16 protein-coding genes and 1 riboswitch are annotated in these 21,255 nt (G+C 64.5%); of the genes, 3 read left to right on the top strand and 13 right to left on the bottom strand.

What is annotated here, in order from left to right; translation table 11 throughout:
- Positions 1 to 32: 32 nt before the first annotated feature.
- The 3 genes from ACYYG1_RS09820 to ACYYG1_RS09810 all read left to right on the top strand — a co-directional run bounded on the left by ACYYG1_RS09820 (position 33) and on the right by ACYYG1_RS09810 (position 2,614).
- Positions 33 to 1,223 carry a pyridoxal phosphate-dependent aminotransferase gene (locus ACYYG1_RS09820; protein ID WP_461210126.1) on the top strand — a complete coding sequence of 397 codons (1,191 nt, stop codon included), beginning with the start codon at positions 33 to 35 and terminating at the stop codon, positions 1,221 to 1,223.
- Between the two features lie 192 nt (positions 1,224 to 1,415).
- Positions 1,416 to 1,640 (top strand): hypothetical protein, encoded by a 225-nt coding sequence (locus ACYYG1_RS09815; RefSeq protein ID WP_461210125.1) that lies wholly within the window; start codon positions 1,416 to 1,418, stop codon positions 1,638 to 1,640.
- Between the two features lie 2 nt (positions 1,641 to 1,642).
- Entirely contained in the window at positions 1,643 to 2,614 is a 972-nt protein-coding gene (locus ACYYG1_RS09810) for an MvdC/MvdD family ATP grasp protein (RefSeq protein WP_461210124.1), read from the top strand.
- Between the two features lie 79 nt (positions 2,615 to 2,693).
- On the opposite strand, the gene ACYYG1_RS09805 is transcribed toward ACYYG1_RS09810, so the two are convergent.
- The 13 genes from ACYYG1_RS09805 to aprB all read right to left on the bottom strand — a co-directional run bounded on the left by ACYYG1_RS09805 (position 2,694) and on the right by aprB (position 20,429).
- Complete coding sequence (locus tag ACYYG1_RS09805) at positions 2,694 to 3,101, bottom strand: bacteriohemerythrin (RefSeq protein ID WP_461210123.1); 408 nt, start codon at positions 3,099 to 3,101, stop codon at positions 2,694 to 2,696.
- Positions 3,102 to 3,223: 122 nt separating this feature from the next.
- Positions 3,224 to 3,952: an ABC transporter ATP-binding protein gene (locus ACYYG1_RS09800; protein WP_461210122.1), complete on the bottom strand. Its 729-nt coding sequence runs from the start codon at positions 3,950 to 3,952 to the stop codon at positions 3,224 to 3,226.
- A gap of 61 nt (positions 3,953 to 4,013) precedes the next feature.
- A complete protein-coding gene (livM, locus tag ACYYG1_RS09795; protein WP_461210121.1) occupies positions 4,014 to 5,237 on the bottom strand; it encodes a high-affinity branched-chain amino acid ABC transporter permease LivM in 1,224 nt (407 codons plus the stop codon).
- On the bottom strand, positions 5,221 to 6,132 hold the full coding sequence (locus ACYYG1_RS09790) for a branched-chain amino acid ABC transporter permease (protein WP_461210120.1): 912 nt from the start codon (positions 6,130 to 6,132) through the stop codon (positions 5,221 to 5,223). The genes livM and ACYYG1_RS09790 overlap by 17 nt, the downstream gene beginning before the upstream one ends.
- A 69-nt stretch (positions 6,133 to 6,201) precedes the next feature.
- Complete coding sequence (locus ACYYG1_RS09785; protein ID WP_461210119.1) at positions 6,202 to 7,341, bottom strand: branched-chain amino acid ABC transporter substrate-binding protein; 1,140 nt, start codon at positions 7,339 to 7,341, stop codon at positions 6,202 to 6,204.
- Positions 7,342 to 7,367: 26 nt separating this feature from the next.
- A complete protein-coding gene (locus ACYYG1_RS09780) occupies positions 7,368 to 8,132 on the bottom strand; it encodes an ABC transporter ATP-binding protein (RefSeq protein WP_461210118.1) in 765 nt (254 codons plus the stop codon).
- Positions 8,133 to 8,851: 719 nt separating this feature from the next.
- On the bottom strand, positions 8,852 to 11,128 hold the full coding sequence (gene metE, locus ACYYG1_RS09775; protein ID WP_461210117.1) for a 5-methyltetrahydropteroyltriglutamate--homocysteine S-methyltransferase: 2,277 nt from the start codon (positions 11,126 to 11,128) through the stop codon (positions 8,852 to 8,854).
- Positions 11,129 to 11,255: 127 nt separating this feature from the next.
- A riboswitch (cobalamin riboswitch) is annotated at positions 11,256 to 11,443 on the bottom strand.
- Positions 11,444 to 12,315: 872 nt separating this feature from the next.
- Entirely contained in the window at positions 12,316 to 12,990 is a 675-nt protein-coding gene (locus ACYYG1_RS09770) for a zinc ribbon domain-containing protein (RefSeq protein ID WP_461210116.1), read from the bottom strand.
- A gap of 56 nt (positions 12,991 to 13,046) precedes the next feature.
- Positions 13,047 to 14,228, bottom strand: coding sequence for a quinone-interacting membrane-bound oxidoreductase complex subunit QmoC (qmoC, locus tag ACYYG1_RS09765; protein ID WP_461210115.1), 1,182 nt, complete (start codon positions 14,226 to 14,228; stop codon positions 13,047 to 13,049).
- 12 nt (positions 14,229 to 14,240) lie between these two features.
- On the bottom strand, positions 14,241 to 16,475 hold the full coding sequence (locus tag ACYYG1_RS09760; RefSeq protein ID WP_461210114.1) for an FAD-dependent oxidoreductase: 2,235 nt from the start codon (positions 16,473 to 16,475) through the stop codon (positions 14,241 to 14,243).
- A 6-nt stretch (positions 16,476 to 16,481) separates the two neighbouring features.
- Entirely contained in the window at positions 16,482 to 17,720 is a 1,239-nt protein-coding gene (locus ACYYG1_RS09755; RefSeq protein WP_461210113.1) for a CoB--CoM heterodisulfide reductase iron-sulfur subunit A family protein, read from the bottom strand.
- Between the two features lie 162 nt (positions 17,721 to 17,882).
- Positions 17,883 to 19,877: an adenylyl-sulfate reductase subunit alpha gene (gene aprA, locus ACYYG1_RS09750; protein WP_461210112.1), complete on the bottom strand. Its 1,995-nt coding sequence runs from the start codon at positions 19,875 to 19,877 to the stop codon at positions 17,883 to 17,885.
- A gap of 60 nt (positions 19,878 to 19,937) precedes the next feature.
- Entirely contained in the window at positions 19,938 to 20,429 is a 492-nt protein-coding gene (gene aprB / locus ACYYG1_RS09745) for an adenylyl-sulfate reductase subunit beta (protein WP_461210111.1), read from the bottom strand.
- Positions 20,430 to 21,255 lie beyond the last annotated feature (826 nt).

Raw genomic sequence — 21,255 nt, 5'->3', positions numbered from 1 at the left:
GCCCCGCGAAACCGGGCGGACAGAGGTACGAAATGCAGATGCTCAGCACACAGGTGGACGGCTATATCTCCAAGTCGTCCTGGATCAGGAAGATGTTCGAGACCGGGATCGAGCTCAAGGCCAAGTACGGCGAGGACGCGGTCTGCGACTTCAGCCTGGGCAATCCGGACATGGCTCCGCCGCCCAAGGTCCGCGAGGCCTTGGCCTCGGTGGTGGAGGGCGCGGACAAGCCCTTCGCCTTCGGCTACATGCCCAACCCCGGCTACCCCTTCGCCCGCAAGGCCCTGGCCGAGTTCGCGGGCAAGGAGCAGGGAGTCGCCCTCGGCGACGACGACGTGATGATCTCCGTGGGCGCCGCCGGGGCCCTGAACTGCCTGTTCCGCGCGGTGCTCGACCCCGGGGACGAGCTGCTCTGCCCGGCCCCGTATTTCGTGGAGTACGGGTTCTACGTGGAGAACCACGGCGGCGTCCTGCGCTCGGTTCCGGCCAAGCCCTTGACCTTCGAGCTGGACGTGCCCGCCATCGAGGCGGCCATCACCGCCAAGACCCGGGTCATGCTCATCAACTCGCCCAACAACCCTTCGGGCGCGGTGTACAGCCTGGAGCAGATCCGGGCCCTGGCCGCGGTGCTCAAAACCAAGAGCGAGGAATTCGGCAGACCCATCTATCTGGTGGCGGACGAGCCGTACCGCTTCCTGGCCTTCGACGGCGTCGAGGTTCCCTCGGTGCTGCCCGAGTATCAGTATTCCCTGGTGGCCAGTTCCTTCTCCAAGAACCTGTCCCTGGCGGGCGAGCGCGTGGGCTATCTGGCGCTCTGCCCGGACATGCCCGGCAAGGAGCGCCTCATGGGCGGCTTGATCCTGGCCAACCGTATCCTGGGCTTCGTCAACGCCCCGGCCATCGGCCAGCAGGTCATGGCCAAGGCCCTGGGCGCGCAGGTCAACGTGGCCGTGTACGCCGAGCGCCGCAAGGCCATGACCGAGGTCCTGGACCAGGCGGGCTACGAGTTCACCATGCCCGCCGGCACCTTCTACTTCTTCCCCAAGGCCCCGGGCGGGGACGACGTGAAGTTCGTGGCCGCCCTGCAGGAGGAGCGCATCCTGGCCGTGCCCGGCTCGGGCTTCGGCTACCCTGGCTTCTTCCGCCTGGCGTTCTGCGTGGGAGAGGAGATCATCCGCCGCAGCGCCGAGGGCTTCAAGAAGGCCTACCGGCAGTTCGCCTAGCAAGGCCCTTGCACCGTTTCGAAAGCCGCCCCCCCGGGGCGGCTTTTTTTGTCACTTTGTTTTCCTTCTGCGGACAGGGAAACAGGAGAAGCGTTCCATCGTGTTGACGTGAAAAATTATTATGTTATATTTATTTAACTATAGTCAGGGGTGGTGATTAATTTCAAACAAGCAAAGCAGGTTGGAGGTTCCATGCCCAGAAAGCGTGATCCAAAGAAGATGGCTGATGCATTCGTCAAGGAGTACAAGGCTCTCATAGAAAAGTATTACGGCAACCTCGAGGTGCCGGAATTCGAGCCTTTCGGCATGCGGCTTCGGGAATTGCTTCCGCTCCTGCGTGACGACTGCGATCAGATTACCACCACGGCGACCATCTCGATTCCCTGGGACACGGACCCGCCGGACAGGGACTGTTGATCATGCAGCCCACGTTGCTCCTGATCGGGTTCAAGCAGGACCCCCATCTGCGGGAACTGGCCGAGCTCGCAGGGCAGGCCGCATACAAGGCCGTGATCCTGGACCCCGCGGGGGACGAGGACGCCGTGGTCTGCGGCTTTGGACGGGGAGACGGGGTGAGCCTCTACGTCGAGGGCGAGAAGCTGGACCTCGAAGCCGTGGCCGGGGTCTGGCTGCGGCACAAGCCGCTGGTGCAGCATCCCGGCTGGAGCCCCCTGGAGCTGGCCGCGGCCACCTTCAAGCAGGACGAGTGGCGGGTCGCGCTACGGTATCTGTCCGAGGTCCTCGCCCCGGCGGTGTGGATCAATCCCCTGGCCCGCCAGGCGGCGGTGAACTGCAAGCCCGGCCAACTGCGGCTGGCCCGGGACTGCGGGCTCCATGTCCCGGAAACACGGATCACCAACAGGCTGGAAGACGTCCTGGAGTTGTTCAACAGCCACGAGCGGGTGATCTACAAGACCCTGTCCTGGGCCTCGTTCCCCGACCAGACCGGCATTTTGACAAATGCCGTGGACAGAAGCTTCGTGCTGGAGAACGGCGACTCGGTGTCGCGTTGCCCCGGGATATTCCAGCAGTGCGTGGAAAAGGAATACGAGTACCGCGTGACCGTGGTCGGCGGCCGGGTCTACACGGCCGTCGTTCAGTCCAACGCCACGCCCGAAGCCTCGGTCGACTGGCGCCGGGCGCATCTGGACAACATCTTCGAGGCCGGGGAACTGGCCCCGGAAACAGAAAGCCGCCTGCTCAGTTTCCACGAGCGCGCGGGGTTGGCCTACGGGGCCTACGACCTGATCCATTCCACGGACGGACGGGACTACTTCCTGGAGTGCAATCCCGCGGGGCAGTATCTGTGGCTGAAGCACAAATGCGGCATCGACATCACGCCGGCCATCCTGGAGTATTTCGACGGCCGCGCCCGGTCCCCCGGGCATTGAGCAGCGACAGCCGGTTGAACGGCCTGCACAACGAGAGGCGCCGCCCGGGTGGGCGGCGCCTCTCGGCTTGCTGTCGGGCTCAGGCGACGCCCCGGTCCTTGAGGAACGCGGCCAGCTTGCGGTCCGTGCCGTTGATGTGGGTCTTCCACCAGTCCGTGAGGTAGTCCAGCACGTCCTTTGCCAGCCCGGCCGCCTGGTCCTGGGAGGCCTTGAGGTGGTCCGAGGATTTCAGGATGTAGTCCTCGTGCTGGTCCACGTGGTCGTCCAGCCCGGGGTAGCCGTGCTCCTCCATGAGGCGCTGTTCCGTTGAGAAATGATAGCCGATGTAGTCGTGGGCCTCGGACACGATGCCGTCCAGGACCTGTTTCTCCCGGCCCTGGGTGAAGGCGTCGTACAGGCCGTTGATCAGGGCGATGAGCTTTTCGTGCTGCCTGTCGATCTCCCTGATGCCCAGCTTGAGCCCGTCGTTCCACTCGATGCGCGGCATGTTTCCCCTCCTTGGCGTGCGATTGCGTCAGTGGTTTCCCACAGTATCACAGATCATGGCCGCCGCGCCACGGGTATCGGGGGCCGGCCGGAAGGGCCGGACAGCGAAGGGGGCGGTAAGGGCTACTCCCCGAGGTAGGCTTTCTTGATCTCGGGGTTTTCCAGCAGCCGGGAGGCCTCGTCCTCCAGGAGCACGGTGCCCGTTTCCAGCACGTAGCCGCGATGAGCGATTTGCAGGGCGAGGTTGGCGTTCTGCTCCACGAGGAGAACGGTGACGCCCTGCTCGTTGACGCGCTGGACGATCTCGAAGATGCGGCGCACGATGAGGGGGGCTAGGCCCAGGGAGGGCTCGTCCAGCAGCAGCACCTTGGGGCGGCTCATGAGCGCCCGGCCGATGGCCAGCATCTGCTGCTCGCCGCCGGACAGGGTGCCGCCGTGCTGCTTGCGCCGTTCCTTGAGCACCGGGAAGAGCTGGAAAATGCGGTCCTTGTCCCGGGCCAAGTTCTCCTTGTCGCGGCGGAAGAACGCGCCCATCTCCAGGTTTTCCGTGACCGTCAGGCGCGGGAAGATGCGCCGTCCCTCGGGAACCTGGCACAGGCCCCGGGGGGGCAGGAGGTCCGGGGAAACGCCCGTGAGGGATTTGCCCTGGTAGCGAACCTCCCCGGAGGATGGGGGCACGATGTTGCAGATGGTCATGAGCGTCGTGGATTTGCCCGCGCCGTTGGCCCCGATGATGGTCACGATCTCCCCGGGCATGACCTTCAGGGAGATGCCCCTGAGGGCATTGATGCGGCCGTAGCTGGTGACCACGTCTCTGAGTTCGAGGATCGGTTCCTGCGCGTTTTCGCTCATGCTCTGTCCCGGGAATCCACTGGTTCCGTATGGTTGCCGGGCCTGGGGGCCCGTGAACGTTCTATTCCATATCCTCGGAGCGGGCCCCGAAGCGTTTGGCCGGCCACAGGCCCCTGGGCCGGAAGATCATCATCACGGTCATGGCCCCGCCGAAGGCCAGCATGCGGTAGAGCTCGAATTCGCGGAAGACCTCGGGCAGGGCCACCAGGGCCAGGGCCCCAAGCATCACGCCCGGGATGGAGCCCATGCCGCCCAGGACCACCATGGACAGGACCATGGCCGACTCCAGGAAGGTGAAGCTCTCCGGAGAGACGAAGCGCATACGCGCGGCGAAGAACGCCCCGGCCAGGCCGCCGAACACCGCGCCCATGGCGTAGGCCAACAGCTTGAGCTTGAAGGTGTTCACGCCCATGAGCTCGGCCGCGGTCTCGTCCTCGCGGATGGATTCCCAGGCCCGGCCGATGCGCGAGAAATTCAGGCGATGCACGGCCACGATGGTCACCACCACCAGGGCCAGGATCACGTAGTAGACGTAGGTCAGTTTCTTCAGCCAGATGTGCTCCAGGCTGAAGCCGTCGGCGAAGCTCAGCCAATAGATGCCCGGGGCCTTGACCCCCAGGATGCCGTTGGGGCCGTTGGTCAGCTCCATCCAGTTGTTGAGCACCAGGCGCACGATCTCGCCGAACCCGAGGGTGACGATGGCAAGGTAGTCCCCGCGCATGCGCAGGGTGGGGTAGCCGATGATGCACCCGGCCAGGGCGGCCAGGGCCGCGGCCGCAGGCAGGCAGAGCCAGAAGGGCGCGCCGAAATGCACGGACAAGAGGGCGTAGGTGTACGCGCCCACGCCGTAGAAGGCGATGAAGCCGAGGTCCAGCAGGCCGCACAGGCCGATGACGATGTTCAGCCCCAGCCCCAGGCAGATGTAGACCATGACGTTGATGGCAACGTCCTGGGCGTAGCGGTTGGTGAAGAACGGCAGGCAGAAGGCCGCGGCGAAGCACAGGATCCACCAGGCCCAGACGGGGACCGTGGACAGGCTTTGCTTCAGGGGGTCCGCCGCGGCGGCCACGGGCCTGGTCACGGGGGCGAACACGCCCGCCTGCTTCATCTGGTGCAGGGCCAGGAGGATGCCCGAGGCCACGATGACCACGCCCCAGACCTTGAGGCTGTCGGCGTACGTCAGGGTGCCGTCGGCGTGGACGCCCATGAGCGGCCACAGCAGCACGTAGAACCAGGCCATGGCGATGGCCCAGGTCAGCCAGGTTTTCTTAGACCCTCGTATCATCGACGTTCTCACCCATTATGCCCGTAGGCATGAAGTAGAGCACAGCGATGAGGATGATGAATGCCCATACATCCTTGTATTCGCTGGAAAGATACCCCGCCGCCATGATCTCCACCATGCCGATGACGAAGCCGCCGATCATGGCCCCGGTGATGTTGCCGATGCCCCCGAGGACGGCTGCCGCGAAGGCCTTGATCCCGGGCACGAAGCCCATGTCGTAGCGCACCGAGCCGTAGTACAGGCCGACCATGATGCCCGCGGCGGCGGCCAGGGCCGCGCCCAGGGCGAAGGTGATGGAGATGATGCGGTTGGAGTTGATGCCCACCAGGGAGCTCATGACCTTGTCCTGGGCCGTGGCGCGCATGGCCGTGCCGATGCGGGTCTTGTAGACCAGGGTGTTCAGCCCCAGCAGCAGGGCGATGGTCAGGCAGACGATCATGATCTGCATGTAGGAGAAGTTGATGAGTCCGAAATCGAAGCCCCCCTGGGCGAAGGCCGTGGGGTAGGCCTTGTCGTACACGCCCTGGGTGAGCATCAGCCCGTTCTGCAGAAAGATGGACATTCCCAGCGCGGACAGCAGCACGGACAGGCGCGAGGCGTAGCGCAGGGGCTTGTAGGCCACCTTTTCCACGGCCATGGCCAGCATGGCGCAGTAGCCCATGGTCAGCAGCAGGGAGCCCGTGAGGCAGAACCAGGGGTGGGTCTCCATGTAGCCCATGGAGGCCAGGAAGGACAGGATGATCACGCCCATGTAGCCGCCCGCCGCGAAGAACTCGCCGTGGGCGAAGTTGATGAGCTGGATGATGCCGTAGACCATGGTGTAGCCCAGGGCGATGAGGGCGTAGACCCCGCCCAGGGTGACGCCGTTGATCAGCTGTTGAACGAAATATTCCATGTCCGGTTCCTATCCGCCTGGCGTGGTGACGGTCGGCGGGGGCCGGGGCCCCCGCCGGTCGTCGGTTTGCTAGTAGGTGCTGTTGGTGGCCGGGTTCCAGAAGTTGATGAACTTCCCGCCGTCCACCTTGCGGATGATGTAGTTGGAGCCGGAGTCGCCGTTCTTCATGAACTTGATGCGCTTGGTGGCGCCGTCGTAGTCCATGCCCAGGATGGCGGCCTTGATCTTGCCCGGGTCGGTGCTGCCGGTCTCCTTGATGGCCTTCAGGGCCACGTAGGCGGCGTCGAAGGCGTAGCCCGAGTACGCGCCGGGATCGGGGAAGCCCTGGGCCTTGTAGGTGGCCAGGAACTTCTTGTACAGGGGCCGCTCCTTGTCGATGAACCCGAAGGTCAGGTACATGCCTTCGGCGGCTTCCTTGGCGATTTCGATGAGCTGCGGGTGGTACACGGCGTCCTGGCCGAGGATGGCGGCCTTGATGCCCATGCGGCGGGCCTGGATGGCCATCAGTGCGCCGGTGGATGAGTTCTGCAGGCTCATGTAGAAGACGTCGGGGTTGGCCTGCTTGACCTTGGTCAGCACGGCGGAGAACTCCTTGTCGCCCTGGTTCACGTGGTCGTGGCCCAGGACCTGGAGCCCGGCCGGGGCGGACTTCTTCTCCACGTTGTCGGCCATGCCCTGGGAGTAGGTGGTCTTGTCGTCGATGATGTAGATGGACTTGGCCTTGAGGTAGCCGGTCATGAAGGCCATGGCCACGGTGGACTGGTCGTCGTCACGCCCGCACACGCGGTACATGTGCTCCAGCCCGCGCTCGGTGACCTTCTCGTTGGTGGAGGCCGGGGTGAGCATGGGGATGGATTCCTCGTCCAGGGTCTCGGACGCGGGGATGGTGGCCGAGGAGCAGTAGGCGCCCACCACGAAGGACACCTTCTCGTTGATCAGCTTGTTGGCCGCGGCCACGGCCTGGCGCGGATCGCACGCGGTGTCCTGGGGAAAGAGCTCGATCTTGTCGAAGCCCGGGACTCCGCCCTCGTCCTGCACGACGGCGATGGCCGCGCGCACGCCGTTGGCGATGTCGTTGCCGTCGGCGGCGTAGGGGCCGGTGAGCGGGCTCATGGAGCCGACCTTCAGGGTCTTGGCCATGGCGGTCCCGGCCAGGGCCAGGGTCAGGGCCATGGCAGCCGCAAGGGAAACAGCGACCAGTCTCTTCATAGCGATCCTCCTCTGATTAAAAACCATTATTGTCCCAGGTAGGCCTCGATGACCTGCGGGTCACGCTGCACGACCTCGGGGGTGCCTTCGCTGATCATCACGCCGTGGTCCAGGACCACGATGCGGTCGCAGATGCCCATGACCACCTTCATGTCGTGTTCGACCATCAGGACGCTGATGCCGTGCTTCCTGATCTTGAGGATGTAGTCCATGAGTTCGCTGCTTTCCGCTGGGTTCATGCCCGCCGCTGGTTCGTCCAGGAGAATGATCCTGGGCTCGGAAGCCAGGGCCCGGGCGATCTCCAGGCGGCGCTGGTGGCCGTAGGGCAGGTTGGAGGCCACCTCGTCGGCGTAGGCCTCGACGCCCATGAAGGCCAAGGCCTCGCGGGCGCGGTCGCGGATGGCCCGCTCCTCGGCCTGCTGGGACGGGCTGCGCAGGATGGCGCCCACCACGCCCTTCATCGATCGGCAATGCTGGGCCACCATGACGTTTTCCAGGGCGGTCATGGCGGTGAACAGGCGAATGTTCTGGAAGGTTCTGGCTATGCCGGCCTTGAGCACCAGATGCGGCCGAAGCCCGAGAATGCTCCCGCCGCCAAAGGCGACAGCGCCGTCGCTGGTTTTGTAGACACCCGTTATGACGTTGAAAATAGTGGTTTTTCCGGCGCCGTTGGGGCCGATGAGCCCCACGATTTCACCGGGGCGGACGTCGAAGCTGACATTGGACAGGGCTTGAAGCCCGCCGAAGTTCACGCAGACGTCGGAGAGAGTAAGCTCACAAAGCGTTTGCATAGGAACTGAAGGCTTATTTGAAATTCTTGTTAAAATCAAGAAACAAGGCGTTTTTCCGGGGGGCTGGGAGGCCTTTGCCCCCTACGCAGAATGATGTTCACGGCCCCGGGAGACTCTCCCCGAGCCGCCTTGGCCCTGGCTTGGTGCCGGTCCTTTTGATATGTCAGTTTTGCCAATTCAGTTTCAATTCTATATGTACATTTTTGTTTATTTCAGAAAAATAATTATTGCAGTGAGTTGCTGACGCTGTGCGTAAATCCTGCCGCGAGGAAGAAAAATCAGGAAAAGCATAAACAGAACGATCGTCATTATTACCTCGAAAATGGGCGTAGGCTTCGGTTTTTCTGTCGCTTTTCCGATCGAAAGGCCGTTTTGCGACGGGGAAACAGAACGACATCCCCGGCCGGGCGCAAGGCCTGGGGACGCGAAAGCGGAAAGGTTCCGAGGTCTCGTTCGGGCCGGAATAAGGTCAAAGCCGGGGCGTTTTTGGGCGAGATTCGTGTGTAGGGGCGTTGGTTTTTGCGCCCGGAAGGGGGATAGGCTTGCGCAAAATCGGGTTCGAGAGGTGCGAAAACCGACCTCTGGCGCAAAAAAATCGGAGCTGATTTGCGGGCGCGGACGTGGAATTTCCAATCCCGTCCAAGGCCGGACGGACTCCAGAAAGGGGCCTGGCCGCCGTGAAAAACGGGCCCGATCCGCCATGGACCGGGCCCGTGCGTTCAGCTTGGGCCGTGTTCCGTGCGCAGTTTTTTGGCGGCTGCGACCATGTTTTTCAGGGACGCAGTGGACTCTGCCCAGCCCCTGGTCTTCAGCCCGCAGTCGGGATTGACCCACAGGCGCTCCGCGGGAATGACCTCCAGGGCCTGGCGCAGGAGGTCCAGAATCTCCTCCACGCCCGGCACGCGCGGGCTGTGGATGTCGTACACGCCCGGGCCGATGTCGTTGGGATATTCGAACTCCTCGAAGGCCGAAAGCAGGTCCATGCCGCTGCGGCTGGCCTCGATGCTGATGACGTCGGCGTCCATGCGCGCGATCCATTCCACGATGGAGTTGAATTCGCTGTAGCACATGTGGGTGTGGATCTGGGTGGCGTCGGCCACGCAGGCGGCCGTGACTCGGAAGCAATCCACGGCCCAGCGCAGGTAGGTCTCGTGCTCCGCGGCGCGCAGGGGCAGGCCCTCGCGCAGGGCTGCCTCGTCGATCTGGATGATCCTGATGCCCGCCTTTTCCAGGTCCGCGACCTCGTCGCGCATGGCCAGGGCGATCTGGGCGCAGACCTCGGCGCGGGGCATGTCGTCGCGCACGAAGCTCCAGTTGAGGATGGTCACCGGCCCGGTGATCATGCCCTTCATGGGCTTTGCGGTCAGGCCCTGGGCGTAGGTGATCCAGTCCACGGTCATGGGCTCGGGCCGGGACACGTCGCCGTAGATCACCGGGGGCTTCACGCAGCGGCTGCCGTAGCTCTGCACCCAGCCGTTCCGGGTGAAGCAGAAGCCCTTCATCTGTTGGCCGAAATACTCCACCATGTCGTTGCGCTCGGGCTCCCCGTGCACCAGCACGTCCAGGTCGAGCCCCTCCTGGCGGTCCACCGCGTCCTTGATGAGGCCGCGCACGAATTCGGTGTACGCGGTCTCGTCCATCTCGCCCTTGCGCCGGGCCAGGCGCGCGCGGCGGATGTCCGGGGTCTGCGGAAAGGAACCGATGGTGGTGGTGGGGAACGGGGGCAGGCCCAGGGCCGCGTCCTGCACGGGCTTGCGCGCGGCAAAGGGCGATGTGCGCGTGCGCATGGCCTCGTCCACCCTCGCCGTGCGCGCCCGCACGGACGGGTCGCGCGTCAGCGGGCTGGCCGCGCGGCGGGCCAGGGAGCGGCGGGTGGCCACCAGGGCCTCGTCCGCGAGGCCGCCCGTGGCCGCGCGGGCCAGCAAGGCGGTCTCGCCGCATTTCTGCACGGCGAAGGCCATCCAGTCGCGCAGTTCCGGGGCCAGGGCGGATTCACCGTCCAGGTCCACGGGGCAGTGCAGCAGGGAGCAGCTTGTGGCCGCCAGGACCCGCTCCTCTCCGATCCTGTCCATGGCCCTGCGCAGGGCGCCCAGGGAGCGGTCCAGGTCGTTCTTCCAGATGTTCCGCCCGTCCACCAGGCCCAGGGACAGGCAGCGTCCCTCGGGCAGGGTGTCCAGGACCTCGTCCAGCTGGCCCCGGCCCCGGCAGAGGTCCACGTGCAGCCCGTGGCAGGGCAGGGACTGAGCCAGCTTGAGGTTCTCGCCCAGGGGCCCGAAGTAGGCGGCCAGCAGCAGGTGCGCGCCTCCGGCCGCGTCGTGCAGCAGCGCCCAGGATTTGCGCAGGGCCGTGCGCGCCTCCGGCCCAAGGTCCGCGCAGAGCACGGGTTCGTCGATCTGGATCCAGGGGCAGACCTCGGCCAGGGCCGCCACGGCCTCGGCGTAGACCCGGGCCAGGGGCAGCAGATGTTCCCAGCGGTCCGCGCCCTGGGGCGCCTTGGCCAGGGAGAGGAAGGTCGCCGGGCCCACGAGCACGGCCTTGGGCCTGTGGCCCAGCTCCGCCGCGCGGCGGGCGTGGTCAAGGATGCGGGTGTCCGCCATGGCGTAGCGCGGGATCTCGTCCAACTCGGGCACGATGTAGTGGTAGTTGGTGTCGAACCACTTGGTCATTTCCATGGCCGGGACGCCCCCCTGGGCGTCGCCCCGGGCCATGCGGAAATACGTGTCCGTGTCCCGGGCCTCGCCGGGCAGGCCGAACCGCCGGGGAACCGCGCCGACCATCATGGCCGTGTCCAGGATGTGGTCGTAGAGGGAAAAGTCGCCCACAGCCACGAGGCCCAGGCCCTGTGCGGCCTGCAGCCGCCAGGCGTCCTCGCGGATCAGCGCGGCCTCAGCCTCCAGGTCCGCGGCCGTGGTCTCGCCGCGCCAGTGGGCCTCCAGGGCCCGTTTCAGTTGGCGGTCCTTCCCGATGCGGGGAAAACCGAGCACATGTGAGAGCATAGTCCTTTCTCCTTGTACTGAAGTTCGTACCAGGAAGCAGGGGACCACGCGGGGGGAGAGAGCGCAGCGAAACCGGAGCCGATGCTCCACCCGCCGGACGCCGCATCCACCACCTGTACGCGAGGTAGCCGAGCTTCTCAGGCAGGGCGTCTTCTGGCTTCCGGCCCCATGGTCCCGCAGCCTTCCCGTCCCGGGGGACAGTGACTGCGGGGGGATAATGCCGGTTACAGCGGCGCGCCCGCGACGGATTTGCACCGTCTTCCGTTTCCTGCCTGTATCAATATATTGAGATATCCTTATATTAGGATTTTTGGGGTGTCAAGTTGGGGGGAGGGGGAGGGGGAATTGGAAAAGCAGAGGAAGTGTAGTTGGTTCGGTGGGTTTACGTGGGGGTGGGGCTTGTTGTCGTGGTGCAAAATCAACGGTTCCCTCCCTCCCCACCCGCCGCGTTCCCTCGCGGGTAGGGCGTGGGTTTGTCGAGAATGAGGGGAGGGAGGTGATGCGGCCGCGCCCCATGCGGGTGCGGGGGGCTCCGCTTTTCTGATTACCATCACAGCCGCTACGCCCCCCGCACCCGCATGGGGCGCTGGGAAGTCGCGGTGGTGCGGTCCCTTAATGATTCTTCCCCTCGTGTCGCGGCACAGGTGATGCCGCCCCGTCGCACGAGCCCGGCTCCGCTTCGTTGATTACCATCACAGCCGCTGCGCCGGGCAGCGCGCCGGGGGTTGGGGAGCTGGCGGGGCAGCATCGCAAATAGCATGGCACCATGGGGCCAAGTATGATCATAGCCTGCGGCCCCATCTCCTTCGTCAGGTAGGATACCTCTTCTTTATTCCCGTCGCGTTCTCGGAGCGGGAGGCTCTCCGCTGGTGCCCCAGCGCGTGGCGCGGGAGAGGGGTGCGACCGCCTGGATGCAGGCCCGCCTCTGCGGGCAGCCGCGCGGCGGGACAAATCCTCGAAGGGAGCGCGCCTCTCCCGCGCCACGCGCCCGCAGCACCACAACCCCTCCCCCAAAACCACCCCATCAAACCTGTTGCGGAACGCGGCGGGAGGGCGGGAGGGCACGGTTGGTTTTGCGCTACAGCAGACCGACTGTCTCGTGTATACCATGCTTTCGCCCCACAAACGCAAGAAGCCCCGGTCCATTCGGACCGGGGCTTCGATGCTTTCCACACTCACATTATACTCTAGAACCCGAAGCTGTCCCCGCCGGAATCGTCGGTGCCGAAGCCGAAGTCGGACGAAACCTCGCCCGGAGTGTCCTGGGCGGCGGCGTCGGCCGAGGCGGCCGGGGCGGCGGCGCCGCCGTCGCCGGCAGCGGCCGTGACCACGCCGTGGGCGATGACCTGCTCGATCTTGGCGATGAGGTCGTCGACCTTGCCGGTCACGGAGTCGATCTTGCCCTCGGATACGGAGAGCTTCTTCTCGCCTTCGCCCAGCTGGGCCTCGTAGGTGGTGACCTTGGCCTCGGCGGCCTTGAGCTTGGACTGGGCGTCGGCCAGCTTCTTCTCCAGGTCGGAGATCTTGGCGGCCTGCTCGGCGTTCTTGTCCTTGGTGCCCTTGAGCTCGGCCACGATGGCGGACACCTGGGCGGTGACGTCCTCGGGCAGCACGGGCACGGACACGTGCTGGCCGAACTGGTCGGCCTTGCCCGCGATGTTGATGAGCTCGGGGTTCTGCTCGTAGATCCAGGCCTTGGCGATGGCCTCGGCGAACGGCAGGCTCGCGCCGTCGATCTCAAGCTGGGTCATGTAGCCGAGCATGTCCTTGATGGCGGCCATGTTCGAGTCCTTGTCCTCGCCCGTGAGGTACGCGGCGAAGGTGCCCATGGAGAAAACCTTGCGGTCGGTGCTCTCAGCCATTGTATTCTTCCTCCTGTTCCGTAAGGAAATGATTTGTCCTGTTCACGAGTGCCGGGCTAGCCCAGGGGCACACGGCCGATGTAGCGGGCGTAAACCAGGGCCACGGTCCTGTAGATCAGGTGGCCCAGCTTGGACCAGGGCAAGTAGGCGAACAGCATCCACACCGCCACCAGGTGACCGAAGTACACCGGGTAGGCCAGGGTGGCGACGCCCAGAAGCCGCAGCAGCTCGGCTCCGATGCCCGTCAGCGCGATGACCCAGATGAGCCCCAACAGATACCAGTCGTAGTAGTTGGACTTGGTCTTGGAGTCGTCCAGGTTCATGCGCCTGCGCGTGAGCTTGGTCAGGCCGATGAGCATGGCGATGGCGCCCGCGTTGGCCAGGAGCTTGACCGGGTTCAAGAGGTGCATGGGCGTGTGGCCCATGGGCGAGATGAATTCGATGACCTTGCCGCCCCAGTGCCCGAAGGCCACCAGGCCGGTGACGATGGCCAGGGCCACGAAGCTGTAGAACAAGAACAGGTGGCCCTTGAAGCGCTCCTCGCTCTGGATGTCGTTTTCGTCGCCTTCGCAGTCCTTGAAGTTGGTGTGCTGGCCGATCTCGTTCAGCAGAACGTCCTTCACGCAGTCCACGATGCAGGGCTTCTCGTGGGCACCCACGTAGTAGGTCCCGCCCGTGCTCGTGAACGACTTGATCAGCTTGGAGCAGCCGATGACGAAGGTCGCCACCATGAAGAAGAAGGTCAGGCTCATGATGGGGTCGATGGTGTAGTCGCCCGGGAAGATCTTGCCGAACACGATCTCCCCGTCCGGGATGGTCAGGCCGGTGGTCAGGTACCACACGAACAGCCACAGGACCGCCGGGATGGCCACCAGGATGGGCAGGTACTTGGACGAGCTCATCCACTTGCCGATGACCGTGGGCGAAACCAGGGACCGGTAGGCCATGTTGCGCAGGGCGGCCAGCAGGTCGCCGGGCTTGGCGCCCCGGGGGCAGAGGTCGGAGCAGGTGCCGCAGTTGTGGCACAGCCAGATGTCGATATCGTTGACCAGCTTGTCCTTCAGGCCCCACTGCGCCCAGATCATCTCCTTGCGGGGATAGGGGGCGTCCGCCGGGGACAGGGGACAGGCCACCGAGCAGGTGGCGCACTGGTAGCACTTTTTCAGGGATTCGCCCCCGACCTCCTGCAAGTCCCTGATGAACTGCAGATCAGGTTCGATCCGAACAGCTTTCGACATGGGTATCTCCTCCTAGTAGCCCTTGAACGGGTTGGGACCCTTCTCGAGGATCATGTCCATGAACTCTTCGATCATGCCGGGCAGCTTGTCGTACTCGTCGATGGCGACCTGGTACTGCTCGACGCGGTCGGGTTCCACACCAAGGCGCTCAAGGGTCTCGGCGATGTTCTCCTTGCGGCGGTTGCAGATTTCCGAGCCCTTCACGAAGTGGCACTGGTAATCGTCGCCGTACTTGCAGCCGAGGAGCATCACGCCGTCCACGCCCTTGCTCATGGCGTCGGCGACCCAGATGGCGTTCACCGAGCCCAGGCAGCGCACCGGGAGGATGCGCACGTAGGGGCTCCAGGACTTGCCGCGCATGGCGGCCATGTCCAGGGCCGGGTAGGCGTCGTTCTCGCAGGCCAGGATGATGACCCGGGGCCCGTCCTTCTCCATGTCGTCGGGGACCTTCACGGCCTTGATGGCCGAGCCGATCTGGTCGACGTTGTAGTTGGCGAAGGAGATCACGCGCTCGGGGCAGGCGCCCATGCAGGTGCCGCACCGGCGGCAGCGCGTGGGGTTGGGCATGGGAGTGCCCTTCTCGTCGTCGTCCAGGGCGCCGAAGGGGCATTCCTCGGTGCAGCGTTTGCACTGGGTGCAGCGCACGAAGTTGAACTCGGGGAAGGTCAGGTCGCCCGAGCGCGGGTGCACGGACACGCCGCGGTTGGCGGACTCGATGCACTGGATGGCCTTGAGCGCCGCTCCGGCCGCGTCCTCCTCGGCGTTGTCCATGAGCATGGGCTGGCGGACGCAGCCCGCCGCGTACACGCCCGTGCGGCGCGTCTCGTAGGGGAAGCAGATGTAGTTGGAGTCGCAGAACCCGTCGAACAGGTCCAGGTCGGGGAAGGCCGGGCCCTGGCGGTACACGAAGTTCATCACCGGGTCCTTGGCCGTGGTGGGAACGATGCCCGTGGGCAGCACCACCGTGTCGACCTTCAGCTCGAAGTCCTGGCCGATGAGGTTGTTCTTCACCGTGACCAGGATGCCGCCGTCCATGTCCTGCTCGATGCGCGAGACGTAGCCCTTGGTGAGCATGATGCCCGGGTCGTCGGACGCGGCCTTGTAGTATTTCTCGTGGATGCCCTGGACGATCATGTCCTCGTAGATGATGTAGGCCTGGGCGTTGTCGTCCAGCTCGCGGACGTAGCCGGCCTGCTTGATGGACACCACGGAGTTGATGGCGCTGGAGAAGGGCAGGTGGCGCTCGTGTTCGAGATCCTCGAACACGAAGGCCGCTTCCTCCTCGCCCTCGGCCTTGGCCGCTTCCTCGGCGGGCTCGGCCTTGCACTTGGGAGCGTAGAGGTTCTTGGGCATCAGCTTGGAGGTGTTCAGCACGAAGGCCACGCGCTTGCCGCGGAAGGAGCCTTCCTTGACCTTGGCCTCCATCTCGGCGGTGGTCATGACCCCGGGGATGCTGCCGTAGCCGAAGGGCTTGAGCAGCTTCGTGTCCTGCGGGACCCAGCCGGTGGCCAGGACCACGGCGCCCACGGGCTTCTCGGCGCCCGTGGAGAGCACGGCGGTGTACTTGCCGGGCGCGCCCTTGAGGTTCTGCACCGTGGCGCCGGTGACGACCTCTATGCGGGACTCGGCCTTGACCCTCCCGATGACCCCGGCGAGATCCAGCTCGTGGGCCTCGGTGTAGGGGTGCATGATGGGTACGGTCTTGTACAGGCCCTTGGCCCGGCCGCCCAGCTCGGCGTCCTTTTCCACCAGGACCACGTCGTAGCCCGCGCCGGCCGCGTGCAGGGCCGCGTGCAGGCCGGTCCAGCCGCCGCCGACCACCATCACGGTCTTCACGGTCTCGATGTGCTCGGGGGCGGGAATGCGGGACTTCTGGAGCTTGACCACGCCCATGTTGATGTAGTCGATGGCCATGCCCTTTTTGAGTTCCTGGTCCTCGCCGGCGGGGAAGCACATGCCCACCTGCTCGCGCAGGTTCACGCGCTCCACGATGATGGACGGACCGAAGTCGTAGGCCTCCCAATCGCAGCGGGGGGAGGACCCGCAGATCAGTACGCCGTCGATAGCCTCGGAGTCGATGTCCGCCTGGATCATGGACCGGCCTTCCTCGCCCGGCAGGACGGGATGGGTCTTGACCACGGGACAGTCGGCGCTCCACCGGTTGCTCACGAATTCGACCAGCTCCTGTACGTCGAGGTACGGGCCGACCGCTGATTCGTCGAAGTAGACACCAATTTTCTCGGCCATTGCTCGCTACCTCCCTCTCACCGTTTCGATCGCCTTCATCGCGGCGCCGGTGCCCGACTGAGCGGATTTCATGACATCCAGAGGCTTCTTGGCGCAGCCTGCGGCGAAAATGCCGTTGTCCTCTCCGCCCACCACGAAGCCCTCCTCGTCCAGGGGCAGGTCGAAGGGCAGTTTCTCACCAGCCAGGCTGGGCTGCATGCCCGTGGCCAGCACGACGAGGTCGTATTCTTCCTTGGACTTGGTCCCGGCCACGGCGTCCTCCACCGTGAGGATCACCGAGCCGTTCGCGCCCTGCTCGGCCGCGGCCACCTTGCCCTTCACCGGGTGGATGGCCTCGTCGGTCAGCACGCGGTTGCGGAACTTCTGGTAGCGGTCCGGGGTGCGCAGGTCGATGTAGTAGATGGTCACCTGGGCGTCGGGCAGCTGCTCGCGCACGTAGGTGGCCTGCTTCAGGGAGGCCATGCAGCAGATGTAGGAACAGAAGCTCAGGTGGTTCTCGTCGCGGGACCCGGCGCACTGCACGAAGGCCACGCGCTTGGGCGTCTTGCCGTCGGAGGGGCGCTTGATTTCGCCGTTGGTGGGCCCGTGGGGCGAGGCCAGGCGCTCCATCTGCATGTTGGAGATGCAGTTTTCCAGGGCGCCGGCGCCGAGGTTCGTCAAGTTGGTCACGTCGTAGGGCTTCCAGCCCGTGGCCACCACGATGGCCCCGACGTTGACCTCGATCTCGCGCTCGCTCTCGGAAAGATCGATGAATTCGTTGTCTTCCAGGGCCTCCAGGTCGGCGGCCTTGCACTCGTCCTTTTCCAGGACGTAGCGGCCCGGGTAGGCGAAGGGCATGTCCAGGTGCAGGGCCTTGCGCTTCTTGAGCCCGAACTCGAACTCGCTCGCGGCGCCGCCGGAGAGCTCGTCGGCGGCCTCGGAGAGGTCCGCGGCCATGGGGGCCGTGTAGCGGGGCTTGATCTTGATCTTTACGCTGTAGTCGCCCTTGGCCCCGGAAACCGAGACCAGCTCGGCCAGGGTGAAGACCTTGACGAGGGGGTTCTTCTTGATGCGTTGGAACTGGATCTCCAGTCCGCAGGAGGGGGGGCACAGCTTGGGAAAATACTTGTTCAGCTGGGACACCCGTCCGCCCAGGAATGCGGATTTCTCCACAAGAAAAACCTCGTGTCCGACTTCCGCGGCTTCGAGAGCGGCCGTTATGCCGCTGAAACCGCCCCCGACAACGAGCACGCTGGTGTTTGGCATTTGTTCCTCCCTAGATCAGGTTCCTGCCAGACTGTTAAAAATGGCCTAAGCCTGAACGATAACTCCAGGTAAGGCTCAGGCTTAGACCATTTTACGACATGGGACGCATGTTTGGAAAGGGTGGCCGCGGAGCGCTCCCCGCGGCCACCCGGACATGTCATCCTAGTCGGGGATGATCTGGTAGTAAGGCTTCTTGAAGATGGCGGTTTCGCCCTTCTCCGGATCGTACTTCGAGTTCACGAAGCACTTCCACTTGCTGTCGTCGAGGCCCAGGAAGTCGCCGCGGTAGTAGAAGCCGGGGTAACGGGACTCTTCGCGGAAGCGGATGTGCTGCATGTGCAGGCGCACGGTCCACAGGCGGTGGTAGTTCTCCCAGCAGCGCAGCAGCTCGTGCAGGTCACGGGCGGCCAGCTTGCGGGAGTCCTCCTCCAGCATGTCGAGGAGCCAGAAGCCCGTGTCGAGCAGAGCCGCGGAGGTGGTGTAGTAGGTGCCCACGCCGCCGCCGTACTCGTCGGTGCACTTCACGAGGCGCATCATGAAGTTCTTGGGCGAGATGTAGTTGGGGTTCACGACGGGATCGGTGGAGGCGTCCTTGCCTTCGATGTAGTTGTAGTAAGGACGGTAGATCTCCTTCTTCAGTTCTTCGGCGCTCTCCTTGATGGTGGGCTTGAAGTCCTTGTGATCCACGTACCAGCGCACCATCTGCTTGCCCACGATGCGACCCTCGGCGTGCGAGCCGGAGGAGAACTTGTGGCCGGAGGCGCCCACGCCGTCGGCGCAGGTGAACAGGCCGTTGACCGAGGTCATGCGGTTGTAGACCTTGCCGTTGTCGGCCTTGATCTTGTAGTCCTCGGGCACCCAGGGCTCGTCGGGACCGGACACCCAGATGCCGCAGCAGCCGGAGTGGGAACCGAGCAGGTAGGGCTCGGTGGGCATGATCTCGGAGCCGCGATCCTCGGGGGCGCAGTTGGTGGCGGCCCAGAGGTTGGCCTGACCCACGCACATGTCGAGGAAGTCTTCCCAGGCCTCGGCCTCGAGGTGCTTCTGCTCGGCGGGGGTCATGGTGGCGAAGGAGTTCTGCAGGGCGGTCTTGGTGTCCATGAAGATGGGACCGCGGCCTTCGCGCATCTCGCGCAGCATCATGTGGTTGCGCAGGCAGGTGGGGATGACGTTACCCTTGGCGTAGCCGCGCTCCTCGTAGGGCTTCAGCATGGCGCGGTTGGTCTCGCAGTAGTCCTCACCCTTGTAGTTGGTCGCCTTGGCCTTGAAGAGCAGGAACCAGGCGCCCACCGGGCCGTAACCGTCCTTGAAGCGGGCGGGCACGAAGCGGTTTTCCATCATGGTCATCTCGCCGCCGACCTGCGCCACGAGGGTGTAGGTGGTGCCGGCGTTCCAGACGGGGTACCAGGCGCGGCCCATGCCCTCACCGGTGGAGCGGGGGCGGTACACGTTCACGGCGCCGCCGCAGGCGATGCTGCAGCAGTTGCAGGTGAAGATGTGGACCTTGTTCTCGCGGGCGTCCATGGCCACGGCGCCGGCGATGCGGTTGGGGGTGTTGGCGTCGAGCAGCAGCTTGACCACGAAGATGCGCTCCATGTAGCGATCCTCGCCCAGGGCGTTCTTCGCGGCCTCGGCCACGATGCATTTGTAGGACTCGCCGTTGATCATGATCTGCCAACGGCCGGAGCGCACGGGCTTGGCGCCGGTGCGGATGGACTTGCCGGCGGCCTTGGCGGCGGCGCCGTCCAGGTTCTTCTCGTTCTCGTCCTTACACCACACGGGCAGGCCCCACTCCTCGAAGTGGTGCACGGAGTCGTCCACGTGGCGGCCCAGGTCGAAGATCAGGTCTTCGCGGACCAGGCCCATGAGGTCGGTGCGGACCATGCGCACGTAGTCGTCGGCGTCGTTGTCGCCGAGGTACGTGTTGATGGCGGACAGGCCCTGCGCCACGGCGCCGCCGCGCTCGAGGGCGGCCTTGTCCAGCAGCATGATCTTGGCTTCGGGGGCGAACTTGTTGGCCCAGGCCACGGCTTCCCAAGCGGTGCCGCAGTTGCCCATGCCGCCGCCCACGATGAGGATGTCGGTCTCGTGGTTGACGATAGTGGGCTCTTCCAGCGGGATACCCTTGACTTTTTCTTTCGAAGGAATCTGAGGCATGGTTATGCTCCTTGATCGTAAAAGTTGTGTTGTTGCTCAGCTTAGTGAAAAAGCCGAGGCTTACTCACAGGGGATGTCCTGCCAGCACTGGGACTTGTCGGTGTCGGTGATATCGAACTTCTTGGCCAGGGCTTCCTTGGGGGCGACCAGCGCGGTCTCGGTGAACAGGAGCTCGCTTTCGAGATCGCCGGGCTCGGGCTTGCCCTCGAAAGGCTTGATGGAGCCTTCGGGAGTGGTGCGGATGGGGAACTTGAAGCGCTTCACGTTGCCGTTGCGGAACTTGATGGTCCACATGATGTCCTCGGAGGACCGCATGGGGATCGAGGTGCCGCCCATGGGGGCGAAGTCGGCGTACGGACGGGCGGTAATGGCGCCCTGGGGGCAGATCTTCACGCAGGAGTAGCACTCCCAGCATGCATCGGGCTCCTGGTTGTAGGCCTTCATCTCCTCGGGATCCAGGATCATGAGATCGTTCGGGCAGATGTACATGCAAGCGGTTTTCTCGCCACCCTTGCATCCATCGCACTTCGAAGGGTCAACAAAAGTCGGCATAATGAATCCTCCAAACAATAAGGGTTGATGAAAACAACCTTCCAACATGCCCGCACAAGGGCCGCGCAGACATGAAAAGCAGGGAAACACCGAGTTTCCCCGCCTTTTTTCGTCTTACAGGCACAGGTCGCCCCGGTTCGGCCGCTCATCGTCATGGTCGGCCCCCAGGATTTCAATGAGCCCATTCACGGCTGGCCCCGCGCCGGTTGCGCGCCCTGCGGATGGCGGCAGACATTCCGGCGGACCCGGGTCCGGCCTCAAAGGATCACAGGCTTCCCGCAGGGGCGGGGACAGCTTGTGATGATAAGAACAAGCAGGGACTGTCTAGCAAGGGGCATACCCACTGTCAAGACGAAAGTGAATAAAATCCCAAGCCGAGACCGCAACCAACCAATGTTCAATGCTGGTCTTTTCACGTTTCGCCGTATCGGGCGAAACCCCGCGTCCGGCGTCGGGCCGGGCGCGGAGCGGAACGCTGTTGGGGCTGGTTAAGGCGCTATATACCTCCTCCAAGGGGCCAAGGCAAGGGTGGAGGGCGTTTTGCGCTGGTTCCCGTCCCGTGCGGCCCGACGGGCCGGAGGGGGTGGTTTTGCCGGGGGGCGTTTCCGGGGGTGGTTTCCCCCGCGCGCGGGCGCTTTGGCCGCGAAAGGGGCTGCGGGAGCGTAACCGGCCGTTCTCAAGGCCTTTTCAATGGCCTGTTATCTATGTGAATTCCTGCACACTTGACATTTGCGCATTTTTTTCACAAACACCTTCGACGTGCGGGTTGCACGCTTGAGACTGATGTGAGGCGCTTAAGTTTTTGCATCTGTATGTGGAAGGCTTC

It is taken from the genome of Desulfocurvus sp. DL1XJH-121, assembly GCF_054819825.1.
This window is presented reverse-complemented; position numbering and strand designations above follow the sequence as displayed.